The organism is Micromonospora sp. DT4 (assembly GCF_049841675.1).
In the GTDB taxonomy this organism is placed as follows: Bacteria; Actinomycetota; Actinomycetes; order Mycobacteriales; family Micromonosporaceae; genus Micromonospora.
The window spans coordinates 25562-39664 of the sequence record NZ_JBNCKT010000028.1; the positions used below are offsets into that span (position 1 = coordinate 25562).

The window sequence follows — 14103 nt, forward strand, 5'->3', positions numbered from 1 at the left end:
CGTCACCCCGCCCGGCCACCGACCCCCACCACCTCGGTGTCGACGAGGGTAAGCACCTCACGCAGTGTGCCGAGCGTCGGGCCGCGCCACAGCCGGTCGGCGTTGAAGACCATGTGCTCGGCCAGGTCGGGCGCGGCCAGCCGGACCGCGGTCATGCCGGCCTCTTCGGCGCCGGTCAACTCCTGGCTGCCGCCGTCACCGACGTACAGGCAGGCGTCGGGCGCGAGCCCGAGCCGATGGCACGCGGTCAGGTAGAGCGCCGCATCCGGCTTGCAGCGCCCGACCTGCACGGAGAAGACCCGCACGTCGAGCAGGGGCGCGATGGGGAGCTGCGGCAGGAAGGCCGGCAGTTCGTGCGTACAGTCGCTGATCACGCCGGTGCGGACGCCGCGCTTGCGCAGCGCCGCGAGCACGGGCACCGCGTCGGTGCGCAACCGGGTGTCCGCGCGGATCGCGCGGTGCCGGGACATCACCGCCGCTCGCAGGGCACGGTCACTCGGGTGTACGCCCGCCTGCGCGCACACCCACCGCATGGTCGTCTGCGCGTCGCCGAGTCGGCCGGAGGCGCGCTCGTAGTAGGTGCGGTTCAGCACCTCGCTCAGGGTCTCGCTGGGGCAGCCGAGCAGTTCGGCGGTGCCGAGGTGCGCGGCGCCGCGCTGCACCGAACGGGTCAGCGTGCCGAAGAAGTCGAACAGCACCGCCTGGTAGTTGGGCATGGGGGAACGCCTCCGGGCGGTCGTGGTCGCCGGCATGATCGCGTGATGCTAACGGAGCGCTGACCCTCCGTGTTTTTCGTCATGTATGTGAGGATTACTCCTCGTGTCTCCACCTTCCGACCGTCCGCCCCTGGACCCGCTGCTGGATGCCTGACGCCGCGTGCCGTGAAAGCAATCTTGGACAGTTTCCGTTAGCAGCTAACGGAAACTGTCCAAGATCGCGAAAAGCTGGCGTCAGACGTCGTGCGCCTCGATTACCCGGGTGGTCGGGGCGGCGTCGCCGAGGTCGGCGCGCAGCGCGGCCCGCTCCGGGTCGACGAGGAACGACTCGTAGCCGGTGCGGGCCGCGAACGTGATCACGTGTACCTCGCTGCGCCCGTCGGTGCCGCGCAGCCGCCGTTCCAGCCGGCCGCCGTGCCGGTCGAGCAGGGCCAGCACGGTGTCCTCGTAGCGTTGTCCGGCGGCCTCGGCCCGGGCGGCGTACTCGACGATCGCGACGAGCGTCAGCATGGCGGCCACGCTACCCATCGATGCCGACGGCCGTGGCGCTGGCTTCCCAGAGCCGGGCCGCGAGCCGGGGGTCCGCCGCCTTGCGGTACGGCCGACGCGGCCGGCGGTTGTAGTAGTAGCCACCGTCGATGAGCCGGGCCGGGTCCCGGTTCGCCAGCCAGACGAGCGTCTCGGCGCCCTTCTCGGGGCTGCGGAACGGCATGAACCGCATGCCGAAGGCGACCAGTCGACTGTCGTTGGCGAACCGGGTCCGCACCATGCCGGGGTGGAAGCTGTACGCCCGGACGCCCGGCCAGCGCCGGGTCGCCTCGGCGGTGAACAGGATGTTGGCCTGCTTGCTGGTGCCGTACGCGCCCATCGGACGGTAGGCGCGCAGCGGCTTGTTGAGGTCGTCCGGATCGAGCGCGCCGAAGCGGTGCGCTCCCGAGGCGGTCACCACCATCCGGCCCACCCGGTCGGCCAGCAGGTTGGTGAGCAGGAACGGGGCCAGGTGGTTGGCCTGGATCGACAACTCGAAGCCGTCGACGGTGGTCAGCGGTTGGAGCGCGATGGCGCCCGCGTTGTTGGCCAGCACGTCGATCCGGTCGTACGCGGCGCGCAGCCGCTCGGCCAGTCCGCGTACGTCGTCGAGCACCGCGAAGTCGGCCCGGAACAGCTCCGGGCGTTCGCCTGAGGCCTCCCGTACGCGGTCCGCTGCGGCCTGCAACCGGGCCGGGTCCCGCCCGACGAGCACCACCTCGTCGCCACGACAGGCGAAGGTCACCGCAGCGGCCAACCCGATGCCGGAGCTGCCACCCGTCACCACCACCAGCCGACGCCCAGTGAGATCTTCCACAGGTCCATTCACCGCGGTCATGGCGCGAGGTTACCGTGACGTCACCACGCCCTTTGAGATTGTTAAGTTTTCTCGGAGTCAGGTGGCATCGGCGTGCCCGCCGGTCGCTGGAAGGAGCGCATCCATGGCCGCAGTCGGTCGTCCCCGCCGATCGTGCCTGGCCGTGCCGGGTTCCAGTGTCAAGATGCTCGGCAAGGCGCAGGGGCTCCCCGCCGACCAGGTCTTCCTCGACCTGGAGGACGCCGTCGCGCCGCTGGCCAAGCCGGCCGCGCGCAAGAACATCGTGGCCGCCCTGAACGACGGTGACTGGGCCGGCAAGACCCGGGTCGTACGCGTCAACGACCTGACCACCCCGTGGACGTACCGGGACGTCATCGAGGTGGTCGAGGGCGCCGGCGCGAACCTGGACTGCATCATGCTGCCGAAGGTGCAGACCGCCGCCCAGGTGCAGTGGCTGGACCTGACGCTCACCCAGATCGAGAAGACGATCGGCCTCGAGGTCGGCCGGATCGGCATCGAGGCGCAGATCGAGAACGCGGCCGGTCTGGTCGACGTGGACGCCATCGCGGCTGCCTCGCCCCGCGTCGAGACCATCATCTTCGGTCCGGCCGACTTCATGGCGTCGATCAACATGAGGTCGCTGGTGGTGGGCGGGCTGATTGCGGACTATCCCGGCGACCCGTACCACTACATTCTCATGCGGATCCTGATGGCCGCCCGCATGCACGACAAGCAGGCCATCGACGGCCCGTTCCTACAGATCCGCGACGTCGACGCGTTCCGCGAGGTGGCGAAGCGTTCGGCGGCGCTGGGCTTCGACGGCAAGTGGGTGCTGCACCCGGGCCAGATCGACGCCGCCAACGAGGTCTACCAGCCGGCGCAGGCCGACTACGACCACGCCGAGCTGATCATCGACGCGTACGAGCACTACACTTCGGAGGCCGGCGGCAAGCTGGGTGCGGTGATGCTCGGCGACGAGATGATCGACGAGGCGTCCCGCAAGATGGCGTTGGTGATCGCCGCCAAGGGCCGCGCCGCCGGCATGAGCCGTACCTCGTCGTTCACCCCGCCGGCCGAGTGAGTGGCCGGCCCGGGTCGACCGCCGCCGGCCGTCGACTCGGTCCAGCATTCGGCGGTACGCCCACCAGCACGCCCGCCTCAGTAGCCGCTGTCGCTGCTCGCGCCGGTCGTGACCGCGAAGATGATCACGGCGACGTAGGCGGCGATCCCCAGCACCATCAGGGCGGTGACGATCCAGCCGACGATGATGCCGGCCTTCGCCAACCCCTCGCCGTCCTCGCCGTTGGTCCGGATCTGCTTCTGCGCGACGTGGCCGAGGATCGCCCCGATCGGCGCGGTGATGCCGCAGGACGCGAGACCGACCAGAGCCAGCACCAGCGACGCGATGGCCAGCCCGTTGGTCTTCGCCGCCGGCGGGTAGCCGTAACCGGGGTACTGCGGCGGGTAACCCGGCGGCGGGTAACCCGGCGGCGCGTAACCGGGCGCGGGGTAACCGGGCGGCGGGTAACCGGGCACCGGCGCACCGGGTGGCGGCTGAGCGCCCGCGTACGGGTCGACCGGCGCGTACGGGTCCACGGGACCGGGCTGGGCGGGTACCGGCTGACCGGCCACCAGGGTCGGGTCCGGCGGTGTGCTCGACGGCTGAGCCGACCAGGTGGGGTCGGTCCAGTCGCCGGGAGGCGGGGGATTGGTCATGCGTGATCTCCGTCGGCTCGGGTGCGCCGTCAGAGTAGCCAGGAGTGACCAAACCCGACGCCCCCACTCCCGGGTGCCGCGTTGCCCGGGCCGGTCGTAACGGGCAGGATCGCTGGCATGGCAACTGACGCGCGTGCCGGGGACCGTTCCGGCAGCCGACCGCGACGGGACGTGAGCCGTCCGGGTGTGGCCCGACGCGGTCGGGTGGCCCCGTCGGCCGGCGCGACCGGTACCGACGAGCCGGTCGCGCTTGCGGACCCGGTGACCATGCGGCTCGACGGTCGGGTCGCCCTGGTGACGGGGGCGGGCAGCGCGGACGGCATCGGGTACGCGACCGCCCGCCGCCTCGCCGACCTGGGCGCGCGGGTGGCCATCGTGTCGACTACCCGGCGCATCCACGAGCGGGCCGGTGAGCTGGGCGTGACCGGGTTCGTCGCGGACCTGACGGACGAGTCCGAGGTGGGCGCGCTGGCCGACGCGGTGGCCGAGCAGTTGGGCGACGTCGAGGTGTTGGTCAACAACGCCGGTCTGGCGAGTCGGGCCAGTCAGGGGGTACTGCGTCCGGTCGCGCAGTTGACCTACGACGAGTGGCGCGGCGAGATCGACCGCAACCTGTCTACCGCGTTCCTGTGCAGCCGTGCGTTCATCGGCGGGATGGCCGAGCGGGGCTGGGGGCGGATCGTCAACCTGGCGGCCACCGCCGGGCCGGTCAACGCCCTGCCCACCGAGGCCGCGTACGCCGCGGCGAAGGCCGGTGTCGTCGGGCTGACCCGCGCGCTGGCCATGGAGATGATCGCCGACGGGGTGACCGTGAACGCGGTCGCGCCGGGCACCATCTACACGGCGGCATCCACGATGGCCGAGATCAAGCAGGGTCTGGGCACCCCGGTCGGGCGACCGGGCACCCCTGACGAGGTCGCCGCCGCCATCAGCTTCCTCTGCTCGCCGGCCGCGTCGTACATCACCGGCCAGATGCTCGTGGTGGACGGCGGGAACAGCGTCCGCGAGGCCCGGTTCCGCTGATCAGTAGCCGCGGCTGTCGCCGTTGTTCCCGAGGATGACGAGCGCCAGCCAGCCGCAGCAAGCCAGCAGGGTCAGGGCGGTGAACACGTAGCCGAGGATCAGGCCCCACGTGGCGAGCTGGTCACCCTCCTCGCCGCTGGTGCGGATCTGCCGCTTGGCCAGGTGGCCGAGGACGGCGCCGGCCGGGGGAAACACGAAGGCGAACACCAGCGAGAGGATCGCCAGGATGTTGGTGGGCCGGCCGGGCCCGGACGGCGGCGGGCCGTACTGGCCGTAGGGGCCCTGCGGAGGGTACGGCGGCTGCTGGCTCCAGTGCGCCGGTTGGTGCGGCCCCTGCTGCTCGTAGGGCGACGGGTCGTCGGCGGGTGGCCCGTACGGCGAGCGTTCCGGCGGTCCGAAGGACGACTGGTCCGGCGGCGGCGCGTACGGCGGCTGGCCGGCCGGCGGCGGCGCATACGGTGACTGGTCCCGGGGTGGCTCGTACGGCGACGGTGGCGGCTCGTCTCCCGGCGGGCCCGACGGCGGCGGGTAGCTCACGGCTGTCCTCCTCCTGTCGGTGCCGGAAAAGTCCTCCTTGCCGGACGGTACCCGTAGCGGTGAGCCTTTTCACAAGGGTTGTGTGGACTGGTCACCTTGGCCTGGTCGGCCGTGGGGCCGATACTGACCGAGCGTTTAGTTACCCACGAGTAGTGCGCTGATCCCCGGAGGCTGAGATGGCCCGACTCGCCCAGACGCCCGGCCTCACTGATGTGCAGCGGTCGATCCTGGAGACCGTCCGGGAGTTCGCCGACAAGGAGATCATCCCGCACGCCCAGCGGCTCGAGCACGCCGACGAGTACCCCACCGACATCCTCGACGGGATGCGCGAGATGGGGCTGTTCGGCCTCACCATCGACGAGGAGTACGGCGGCCTCGGCGAGTCGCTGCTCACGTACGCCCTCGTGGTGGAGCAGTTGTCCCGAGGCTGGATGTCGATCTCCGGCATCGTCAACACCCACTTCATCGTGGCTTACCTGATCTCCCAGCACGGCTCTGCCGAACAGAAGGCCCGCCTGCTGCCGAAGATGGCGACGGGCGAGATGCGCGGCGCGTTCTCGATGTCCGAGCCGGAGACCGGCTCCGACGTCTCGGCGATCAAGTCCAGGGCGGTCCGCGACGGCGACACCTATGTCCTCAACGGGCAGAAGATGTGGCTGACCAACGGGGCGTACTCCTCGGTGGTCGCCACTCTGGTCAAGACCGACACCGGCGCCGAGTCGGTCTACGGCAACATGAGCACGTTCCTGCTCGAGAAGGAGCCGGGCTTCGGCGAGACCGCCCCGGGCCTCACCATCCCCGGCCGGATCGAGAAGATGGGCTACAAGGGCGTCGAGACCACCGAGATGGTGCTCGACGGCGTGACCGTGCCCGACAGCGCGATCCTCGGCGGCGCCGACCAGGTCGGCCGCGGCTTCTACCAGATGATGGACGGCATCGAGGTCGGCCGGGTCAACGTGGCCGCCCGCGCCTGCGGCATCTCCCTGCGCGCCTTCGAGTTGGCGGTCAGCTACGCCCAGCAGCGCAAGACCTTCGGGCAGCCACTCGCCCGGCACCAGGCGATCGCCTTCAAGCTCGCCGAGATGGGCACGAAGATCGAGGCGGCGCACGCCCTCATGGTCAACGCCGCCCGTCTCAAGGACGCCGGGCAGCGCAACGACGTCGAGGCCGGGATGGCGAAGCTGCTCGCCTCCGAGTACTGCACCGAGGTCGTCCAGGAGGCGTTCCGCATCCACGGCGGCTACGGCTACTCCAAGGAGTACGAGATCGAGCGGCTGATGCGAGAGGCCCCGTTCCTGCTGATCGGCGAGGGCACCTCGGAGATCCAGAAGACCATCATCAGCCGAGGACTGCTCAAGGAGTACAAGCTCTGACCTTCCGAGATCGCGGGGTGGGGATCAGCGGAGCCGGGTCAGGTCTCCGGCGGCGCGTTCGATGATCAGGCAGCGGTCCTCGACGTACTCCATCCCGGCCTCCTCGGCGATCCGCCGCGCCTCGGCCGAGACGATGCCCAGTTGCAGCCAGACCGCCGGCGCGCCGATCGCCGCCGCGTCCCGGGCCACCTGCACGGCGTCCGCGGCCGGCCGGAACACGTCCACCAGGTCGACCGGGTGCGGGATGTCCGCCAGCGTCGCGTACGCCCGCTCGCCGAAGAGTTCGTCGACGGTCGGGTTGACCGGGATGATGCGCCAGCCGTACCGCTGCATCTGCAACGGCACGCGGTGTGCGGCCTTCAACGGGTCGCGGGACGCGCCAACGACGGCGATCACGGCGGAGTCGGCGAGGATCTGCTGAGCGGTACGCACCCGCCGACTGTAGCGCCGCCAGCCCGCAGCCCCGGTCGCGGTTCGCGGTTCGCGAAGCGCGCGGGATACGGCGTGGATCGCCGGCCCCGGAACCCGAGGCCGGCAATCCACTGCTGTCAGTCAGTCGTCGAGCCGGAAGGCTGCTCGGGGCCAGCGGGGAGGATGGACTTGGCCTGCACCTCGTGGAACGTCATCCCGGCGAACTCGGGGGTGTCGAAGGTGCGGAGGATGGCGCCGGGCAGCGCCAGCGGCAGGGGTGGCGTCGCTGGCGCTGCCCGCTCGGGGTCTCCCTCAACCGGGGGAGCGGTGAGGTTGTCCCAGCGCATGGCCACTATTCGAACACGTGTACGAGGTCCGCGCAAGTGACCCGCCGTACACCGGTGGCCGTTCCGGTGCTGCTGCGGGGGAGGATGGAGCCATGGAGACGTCGACCTTCGTCTACGACGGGGACTGCGCGTTCTGCACGCAGTGCGCTGATTTCATCGCCCGCCGAATCCCCACCGGCGCGCGGGTGGTGCCCTGGCAGTTCACCGACCTGGACGCGCTCGGCCTCACCGTGACCGAGTGCGAGGAGGCCGTGCAGTGGGTGGGGGCGGACGGCGTACGCGCCGCCGGCCCGGACGCCATCGCGACGCTGCTCGCCGGCAGTGGGCCGGTGTGGCGGGTGGCCGGCGCGGGCCTGCGGTTCCCGCCGGTACGCGTCGTGGCCTGGCCGGTGTACCGCTGGGTGGCCCGTAACCGGCACCGCCTGCCGGGCGGTACGGCGGCCTGTTCACTCCCCCAGGAGGCGCGGGAACGGCTCTACGGCCCGGCTGGGCGCCCGACCACCGGGGCCTGATCGCCGGGGCTGGACTGGGCAGGTGGCGCGGACGCCGTGTCGACGTCCACCGGGTCGCGGCCGGCGAGCCGGCGTGCCCACCCCAGCGGGCGTACCCGTTCCAGGGGCAGGAAGCTGGTCATCGCGGCCAGGTGTGGTGCGAACGAGATCGTGATGGTCGCGATGGTCACCACGTGGAACGAGTAGAAGAAGCCGACCATGGCCAGTCGCCAGCGGGCCGGCAGCAGGAACACCACGGGGCTGAGCAGTTCGAAGGCCACGATGCCGAACTGGGCGACGATCAGCAGGTACGGCACCTGCGCGACGAGGTCGGCCAGGTCGGTGCCGCGTCGGATGATGGCCCGGGCCAGCACCGAGCCGGTCAGCCAGTCCAGGCCGCCGAAGCGCAGCTTGGCGAAGGCGGCCAGGAAGTACGTGCAGATCACCGCGATCTGGGTGACGCGCAGGGCCCAGCCGCCGGCCTCCGTGCGGGTGGTGTCGCCGTGGCGGGCCCGGCCGGCGGTGGGCAGCACGGCCAGCGCGACGAGCAGGCCGAACCGGTCGTGGTCGACCTTTCCGTAGCTCATCGCGATGATCATCCACTCGAGGTACAGGGCGCAGACCGTCCAGCCGAGCAGCCGGGGCGCCCGGCCGGACGCGGCGAGCACTGCGGCGAGCAGGAGCACCCAGAAGATCACCGCCACCACTGTCGGCGTCGGCGTCGGTAGCGGGAGCAGCCGGCCGACCAGCAGTGGCTGGTACAGCTCGCCGGGCACGCTGGCTCTGGTGCGTACCCACGGGGTGAAGACCACCAGGTCGGCGGCGACGAAGAGGTAGATCACGGTCCGGAACGCGGCGATCCGGCCGCGTGGCACCGCCTCGGTCAGCCAGCGGGTCATCGGGAGACCTGCCAGCGGACCACGGTCTCGTCGGTGTGCTGCCCGGTGGGCCGGCCCGCGCGGATGCCGTGCCAGCGGATGACGATGCGTACCTCGACCAGCGCGGCGGCGTCCGGATGGCGTTCGGCGTACGCGTCGGCGACCTCGGCGAGCAGCGTCGGGTCGGCGGCGTACCGGTCCTGCTGGCCCTCGATCTCGGCGCGGCGGATGCCGGTCGCGTCCTGGTCGAGGTCGACCACGGCTCCGGTGCTGCTCACCCCCTCCACCCGGGTGTCCGGGGCGGGGGCGTTCGGCGGGTTCGAGGTGGCGTACATCCGGAACGGGCCGAACGGGAAGTCGTCGTCGCTGCCCCAGAAGGTGCCGAGCAGCAGCAGGGCGAGAACGAGGGCGGTCGCGCCCAGCCGGCTCACGCGCCCGCGGGTGGTCAGGGTCTCCATCGGGTCGTGACGATACGGGGTCTACCGGCCGTCTCGGGTCCCTCCGACGGTCAGTTCCGCCTGGCCAGGTCGGTGATCATGGACAAATGCCGAGGTACGACGAAAGGCCGGACCCGCACCGGGTCCGGCCTTCGCGTGCCGTCGCGCGGACGGCTCAGTGGTTGTGCTCGGCCAGCTGCTTGCGGACGTCGTCCATGTCCAGCGCCTCGACCTGCTCGATCAGGTTCTCCAGGGCGGACTCGGGAAGGGCGCCCGGCTGGGCGAAGACGATGACGCCGTCGCGGATCGCCATGATCGTCGGGATCGACCGGATGTCGAACTTCGCGCCCAGCTCCTGCTGGGCCTCGGTGTCGACCTTGCCGAAGACGATGTTCTGGTGCTTCTCCGAGGAGCGCTCGTAGACCGGGGCGAACCGCTTGCACGGACCACACCAGTCGGCCCAGAAGTCGACCAGGACAATGCCGTCGCTGCCGGTCACCTCGTCGAAGTTCGCCGAGGTCAGCTCAACGGTTGCCATTGCAATCTCCGATCACCGCGGGTTGTCTGCGTCCCGTAGAACCAGGGCTGACCGGATCGAATTCCCGGGTCGTCGTGCACGAAACGTGCGCGGTGCTGCCGGGGCTGCGGCGACCATCGAGCCGCATCAGTTCATCTCGTCGTGCGGAACGCAAGTGCACGACGCACTTGCGTGACCTGCGGTAATGGGAGCGTTTCCAGGGAGATCCACCCGATCGAGCGCTACGAATCGGTAACTTGAGCCCTGACAAGGGGGTATCCGGCCTGCGGAGATCGCTGATCAACCTCGCCATCATCACGGAGGGTAGTGTTACAAAAAGGTAAACGTGACCGCGGTCTCTGTCGAAGTTACGGCACCGTAGGGCAGAATTCCTCACATCAGAGCGTGGGCGGCGGGTGCCGGGGAGGGCCCCGCCGCTCATTGCGTCTGCCCCCTGGTGAGTGACCGGTGTGACTTTTCCGCCGAGGTCCCGCCCCGACCGTCGCCTTAACCACCGGTAAGGCATGCTGTGCCGAACTCCATCGCCGCCCGTCGAAGGGGACCAGCATGCAGTTTGGCCGCTACTACGAGGAGTTCGAGGTCGGAGCGGTCTACCGGCACTGGCCGGGCAAGACCGTCACCGAGTACGACGACCACCTCTTCTGCCTGCTCACCATGAACCACCACCCGCTGCACATGGACGCGCACTACGCCGCGACGTCCAGCCAGTTCAAGCGCAATGTCGTGGTCGGCAACTACATCTACTCCCTGCTGCTCGGCATGTCGGTGCCCGATGTCAGCGGCAAGGCCATCGCCAACCTGGAGGTCGAGTCGCTGCGGCACGTGGCGCCCACCTTCCACGGCGACACCATCTACGGCGAGACGACGGTGCTGGACAAGCGGGAGTCCGGCTCCAAGCCCGACCGGGGCGTGGTCTCGGTCCAGACCCGGGGCTACAACCAGGACGGGACCATGGTCTGCGTCTTCCGCCGCCGGGTCATGGTCCCCAAGAAGGAGTACGCGGCCAGCGCCGCGCCGGACGGGGTGGACCCGGAGCGGCCCAGCTTCCCCACGCCGCGCTGAACGCGCCCGGCGGGCCGGACGCCGCCGGAACAGGGCACCATCGGGCAGCAGGTTCTGCCGGTGGCGGCCCTGTTCCCGTTTCGGGGCTTATGCTGACGCCGGAGGTTCCGATGAGCCACTCCGTCGCCGGAGAGCCGCCCTCTGCCGGCCGCCGCGCCGCACCCTTGACCACCGCCGTCTACTCCACCGCCGAGTGGGATCTGCTCATCAGTCTGCCCGCTCGGGTGCTCGTGGCCGCCGCCGCGCCCGGCGCCGGCCGCCCCGAGCGCGGGGTGATGGCCGGCCTGGCCGGCCTGGACGCGGTGGCCGCCGGCCGTGGGTTCGACAGTGATCTGGTCCGTGCCGTGGTCGCCGCGATCTACGCCCGCCACGACGGCGCGCCCGCTCCCGCCGCGCGGCTCACCGATCTGGTGGACCTGCTGGCCGCCTGTCGGGCGGCGGCCCGGGTGCTGCGTCGGCGCGCCGATCCGGCCGATTCGGCGGCGTACCGCCAGTGGGTGCAGTCGGTCGCGGCGCGCGTCTGCCGGGCGGTGCCCGGCCCCGACGGACGTCCGGCCAGCCCTGCGGACCGGCGCTTCCTGGACCGGCTCGGTGACGCGCTCGGCCTGGGCTGAGATCGCGGGGGCGCCGGGGTGGCCGTACTCTCTGATGACCGTGACCGACGACCAGCTTGAGGTGGGTGTGGGCCCCTGGCCGGGGGACCTGCCCGAGGACCCGCGCTACGACCCGCAGTTGCTGGCCGAGGGCGACCGGCGCAACGTCGTCGACCGCTACCGTTACTGGCGACACGAGGCGATCGTCGCCGACCTGGACCGCCGTCGGCACGGCTTCCACGTCGCCATCGAGAACTGGCAGCACGACTTCAACATCGGCACGGTGGTCCGCAACGCCAACGCGTTCAACGCCGCCGAGGTACACATCGTCGGTCGGCGGCGGTGGAACCGACGCGGCGCGATGGTGACCGACCGCTACCAGCACGTCCGGCACCACGAGACGATCGAGGAGTTCGTCGACTGGGCGGCCGGGCGGCGGCTGCCCGTGCTCGGCATCGACAACCTGCCGGGCTCCCGGCCGATCGAGACCGCCGTCCTGCCGCGCGAGTGCGTGCTGCTGTTCGGTCAGGAGGGGCCGGGCCTGTCCGCGCCCGCGCGTGCCGCCTGCACCCGCCTCCACTCCATCGCCCAGTACGGCTCCACCAGGTCCATCAACGCCGGCGTGGCCAGCGGCATCGCCATGCACGCGTGGATTCGTACGCACGCCGGTCCGCCCCCGGACTGACCATCGCCCACCGACGCGATCGGCGTTCCGGCTTGACGTGCCGGCGATGCGGGGTGACGGTGGGGATGTGAGTGTCGCGGTGAGTTGTCCGAGATGCGGGGGCCCGGTACGGGCGCCGGATCTGATGCACACCGAGTCGAGGTGCCTGCGCTGCGGACCAGTGCCGCCGCTGCACGTGCCCGAACACATCGGCGCGGAGATCGTCGCGAGCGTGGTGGAGCGGATCGCCGCGGCTCCCGGTCCACCGGGGACGCCACTGTGGTGCCCGTGGCCGCTGCCGCCGGGCTGGACCCTCACCGGCGTGGCGTACGCCGGGGACGATCGCACCGGAGTGCGGGCGACGGCGGTGGCCTGCGCGGGGCCGGCGCCGCTGGACGACGGTCCGGCGGACCTGATCTTCGTCGCCGAGGAGCCGGGCGTCGGCCTGGGCACGCGACTCGCCGGCCTGGCCGGCCCCGACCCCGGGCCGGAACTCGTCGACGCGCTGACCGACCCCGGCCCCGGGCATCCCGAGCACGTGGGGCAGGCCAGGATCAAGGTCGGCGGGCATCCGACTCCACTGTGGTTGGTGAATTCTCCGACGGATCGAAGCGCGTACGCCGGCGAGGCTCGGGGAATGTGGCTACATGCGATAGCCTGGCCGGCGAGTGCGGGTCACCTGCTCGCGGAAGACGTCGTGTTGCACGACCTGACCGAGTGGACTCCGCCCGAACTCGTGTACGGCGCACCGTCTCCGTACCTGTCCGGGAGAGCTTGACAACTCTTCCGGGTTGACGGAGAACGGACGCAGATATTCACTGTACGACATCACACTGATACTCTGGGTGCCGCTGCGGTAATGGGACCCGGCGCCGCGCGAGAGGATGGCCCGCCATGGTCAAGAAGGTCCTCACCTGGGCCGGAATCGCATTCTTGATCTTCTTCGTCGCCTATCGGCCGAACTCTGCGGCTGATGTGTTCAAGTCGCTGGGCGGAGGGATCATGGACATTGCCCAGGGATTCGGCGACTTCTTCACCAGCCTCGTCGCCTAGCCGTCGATGGGCAGCCCCTCCGGTCCACCCTTCGACCCGGACGACCCCGACCGGGAACGTCGCGAGCGCGACACCGAGCCGATCCCGCGGATCGGGCCCGATGACGGCCCGGGCTACGGTGCCGGCCCCGGCCTGTCCGACGGGCCATCCCTGTCGGACGACGTCGGCTACGGCGACGGGCCCGGCTATGCCGGCGAAGGGCGGTCCGGCCGGGCCTGGCTCCGTGATCCCGACGCCGCCAACCAGCCACCCCAGATCTCCGAGGACGAGCTGGCGGGGCTGCGCGCCGACGCCATGGGGTCGACACCTCGACGGGTTCTTCCGTTGGAGGACGAGCCCAGCTCGCTGGTCGCCCGCTACCTCTTCCCCACCGAGCGCTACCGGGGCGAGTGGAAGCGGCACTGGATCCACCTCACCAACCCGCTCCTGATCGGCATCGCGGCGACCTTCGTGCTCGGCTACCTGTCGGGCTTCCTCGCCGGCAACAACGTCGGCGCGCTGACGACCATCGCGGTGCTGCTCTGGTTCGCCGTCATGGGCTGGGTGGCGTGGAAGGTCGCGGACTGGTGGTATGACCGGTTCATCCTGACCAACAAGCGGGTCATGGTGGTCAACGGCATCGTCACCCGCAAGGTCGCCATGATGCCGCTGGTCCGGGTCACCGACATGAAGTACGAGCAGACGCCGACGGGTCGGGCGCTCAACTACGGCACCTTCGTGCTGGAGTCCGCCGGCCAGGAGCAGGCACTGCGGGAGATCAAGAACCTGCCGAACCCCAACGAGCTCTACCTACGCGTCGTCGAAGAGATGTACGAGCCGCAGGCCGTCGAGGCGCGGTTGGGCAAGGAGGCCGACGAGGCCAAGGCCGACGACGGGGCGTGAACGTTTTCGTCCGAACATCGGAGCAAGTGCGCACCTT

General features: G+C 70.6%; 20 protein-coding genes. 10 read left to right on the plus strand and 10 right to left on the minus strand.

Annotation, left to right across the window (positions count from 1 at the left end):
- Positions 1–2: 2 nt before the first annotated feature.
- The 3 genes from ACLQ24_RS11275 to ACLQ24_RS11285 all read right to left on the minus strand — a co-directional run bounded on the left by ACLQ24_RS11275 (position 3) and on the right by ACLQ24_RS11285 (position 2061).
- Positions 3–716, minus strand: a complete 714-nt coding sequence (locus tag ACLQ24_RS11275) for an HAD family hydrolase (RefSeq protein ID WP_425891039.1) — start codon at positions 714–716, stop codon at positions 3–5.
- 234 nt (positions 717–950) lie between these two features.
- A complete protein-coding gene (locus ACLQ24_RS11280) occupies positions 951–1226 on the minus strand; it encodes a hypothetical protein (RefSeq protein WP_425890994.1) in 276 nt (91 codons plus the stop codon).
- 10 nt (positions 1227–1236) lie between these two features.
- On the minus strand, positions 1237–2061 hold the full coding sequence (locus ACLQ24_RS11285) for an SDR family NAD(P)-dependent oxidoreductase (RefSeq protein WP_425891041.1): 825 nt from the start codon (positions 2059–2061) through the stop codon (positions 1237–1239).
- A gap of 124 nt (positions 2062–2185) precedes the next feature.
- Between ACLQ24_RS11285 and ACLQ24_RS11290 the strand changes: the two genes are divergently transcribed.
- Positions 2186–3142 carry an HpcH/HpaI aldolase/citrate lyase family protein gene (locus tag ACLQ24_RS11290; protein WP_425890996.1) on the plus strand — a complete coding sequence of 319 codons (957 nt, stop codon included), beginning with the start codon at positions 2186–2188 and terminating at the stop codon, positions 3140–3142.
- A gap of 77 nt (positions 3143–3219) precedes the next feature.
- Here the strand turns inward: ACLQ24_RS11290 and ACLQ24_RS11295 are convergent, their stop codons facing one another.
- Positions 3220–3777: a DUF4190 domain-containing protein gene (locus tag ACLQ24_RS11295; RefSeq protein ID WP_425890998.1), complete on the minus strand. Its 558-nt coding sequence runs from the start codon at positions 3775–3777 to the stop codon at positions 3220–3222.
- Positions 3778–3894: 117 nt separating this feature from the next.
- Here ACLQ24_RS11295 and ACLQ24_RS11300 point away from each other — a divergent pair, with 117 nt between their 5' ends.
- Positions 3895–4800: an SDR family NAD(P)-dependent oxidoreductase gene (locus ACLQ24_RS11300; protein WP_425891000.1), complete on the plus strand. Its 906-nt coding sequence runs from the start codon at positions 3895–3897 to the stop codon at positions 4798–4800.
- Here the strand turns inward: ACLQ24_RS11300 and ACLQ24_RS11305 are convergent, their stop codons facing one another.
- On the minus strand, positions 4801–5337 hold the full coding sequence (locus ACLQ24_RS11305; RefSeq protein ID WP_425891001.1) for a DUF4190 domain-containing protein: 537 nt from the start codon (positions 5335–5337) through the stop codon (positions 4801–4803).
- A gap of 176 nt (positions 5338–5513) precedes the next feature.
- On the opposite strand from ACLQ24_RS11305, the gene ACLQ24_RS11310 reads away from it, so the two are divergent.
- Entirely contained in the window at positions 5514–6710 is a 1197-nt protein-coding gene (locus tag ACLQ24_RS11310; RefSeq protein WP_425891002.1) for an acyl-CoA dehydrogenase family protein, read from the plus strand.
- Between the two features lie 24 nt (positions 6711–6734).
- Here ACLQ24_RS11310 and ACLQ24_RS11315 read toward each other — a convergent pair whose 3' ends face one another.
- On the minus strand, positions 6735–7142 hold the full coding sequence (locus ACLQ24_RS11315; protein ID WP_425891004.1) for a CoA-binding protein: 408 nt from the start codon (positions 7140–7142) through the stop codon (positions 6735–6737).
- Between the two features lie 116 nt (positions 7143–7258).
- Entirely contained in the window at positions 7259–7468 is a 210-nt protein-coding gene (locus tag ACLQ24_RS11320; protein WP_425891006.1) for a hypothetical protein, read from the minus strand.
- A 92-nt stretch (positions 7469–7560) separates the two neighbouring features.
- Here ACLQ24_RS11320 and ACLQ24_RS11325 point away from each other — a divergent pair, with 92 nt between their 5' ends.
- Complete coding sequence (locus tag ACLQ24_RS11325; protein ID WP_425891007.1) at positions 7561–7980, plus strand: thiol-disulfide oxidoreductase DCC family protein; 420 nt, start codon at positions 7561–7563, stop codon at positions 7978–7980.
- Here the strand turns inward: ACLQ24_RS11325 and ACLQ24_RS11330 are convergent.
- The 3 genes from ACLQ24_RS11330 to trxA form a co-directional block, all read right to left on the minus strand.
- The gene (locus tag ACLQ24_RS11330; protein ID WP_425891009.1) at positions 7944–8858 is read right to left on the minus strand and encodes an MFS transporter permease; all 915 of its coding nucleotides are present in this window, start codon (positions 8856–8858) and stop codon (positions 7944–7946) included. The genes ACLQ24_RS11325 and ACLQ24_RS11330 overlap by 37 nt on opposite strands.
- Positions 8855–9295, minus strand: coding sequence for a hypothetical protein (locus tag ACLQ24_RS11335; RefSeq protein ID WP_425891010.1), 441 nt, complete (start codon positions 9293–9295; stop codon positions 8855–8857). The genes ACLQ24_RS11330 and ACLQ24_RS11335 overlap by 4 nt, the downstream gene beginning before the upstream one ends.
- Positions 9296–9449: 154 nt before the next feature.
- Entirely contained in the window at positions 9450–9812 is a 363-nt protein-coding gene (gene trxA / locus ACLQ24_RS11340) for a thioredoxin (RefSeq protein WP_387127714.1), read from the minus strand.
- 546 nt (positions 9813–10358) lie between these two features.
- Between trxA and ACLQ24_RS11345 the strand changes: the two genes are divergently transcribed.
- From ACLQ24_RS11345 to ACLQ24_RS11370, 6 genes are all read left to right on the plus strand, one after another.
- Positions 10359–10874, plus strand: a complete 516-nt coding sequence (locus ACLQ24_RS11345) for a MaoC family dehydratase (protein ID WP_425891011.1) — start codon at positions 10359–10361, stop codon at positions 10872–10874.
- Between the two features lie 89 nt (positions 10875–10963).
- Positions 10964–11488, plus strand: a complete 525-nt coding sequence (locus tag ACLQ24_RS11350; protein WP_425891012.1) for a hypothetical protein — start codon at positions 10964–10966, stop codon at positions 11486–11488.
- 40 nt (positions 11489–11528) lie between these two features.
- Complete coding sequence (locus tag ACLQ24_RS11355; RefSeq protein WP_425891043.1) at positions 11529–12152, plus strand: TrmH family RNA methyltransferase; 624 nt, start codon at positions 11529–11531, stop codon at positions 12150–12152.
- Between the two features lie 46 nt (positions 12153–12198).
- On the plus strand, positions 12199–12909 hold the full coding sequence (locus ACLQ24_RS11360; protein ID WP_425891014.1) for a DUF6758 family protein: 711 nt from the start codon (positions 12199–12201) through the stop codon (positions 12907–12909).
- Between the two features lie 116 nt (positions 12910–13025).
- Positions 13026–13184, plus strand: coding sequence for a hypothetical protein (locus tag ACLQ24_RS11365; protein ID WP_007455302.1), 159 nt, complete (start codon positions 13026–13028; stop codon positions 13182–13184).
- A gap of 6 nt (positions 13185–13190) precedes the next feature.
- Positions 13191–14066: a PH domain-containing protein gene (locus ACLQ24_RS11370; RefSeq protein WP_425891016.1), complete on the plus strand. Its 876-nt coding sequence runs from the start codon at positions 13191–13193 to the stop codon at positions 14064–14066.
- Positions 14067–14103: the final 37 nt, after the last annotated feature.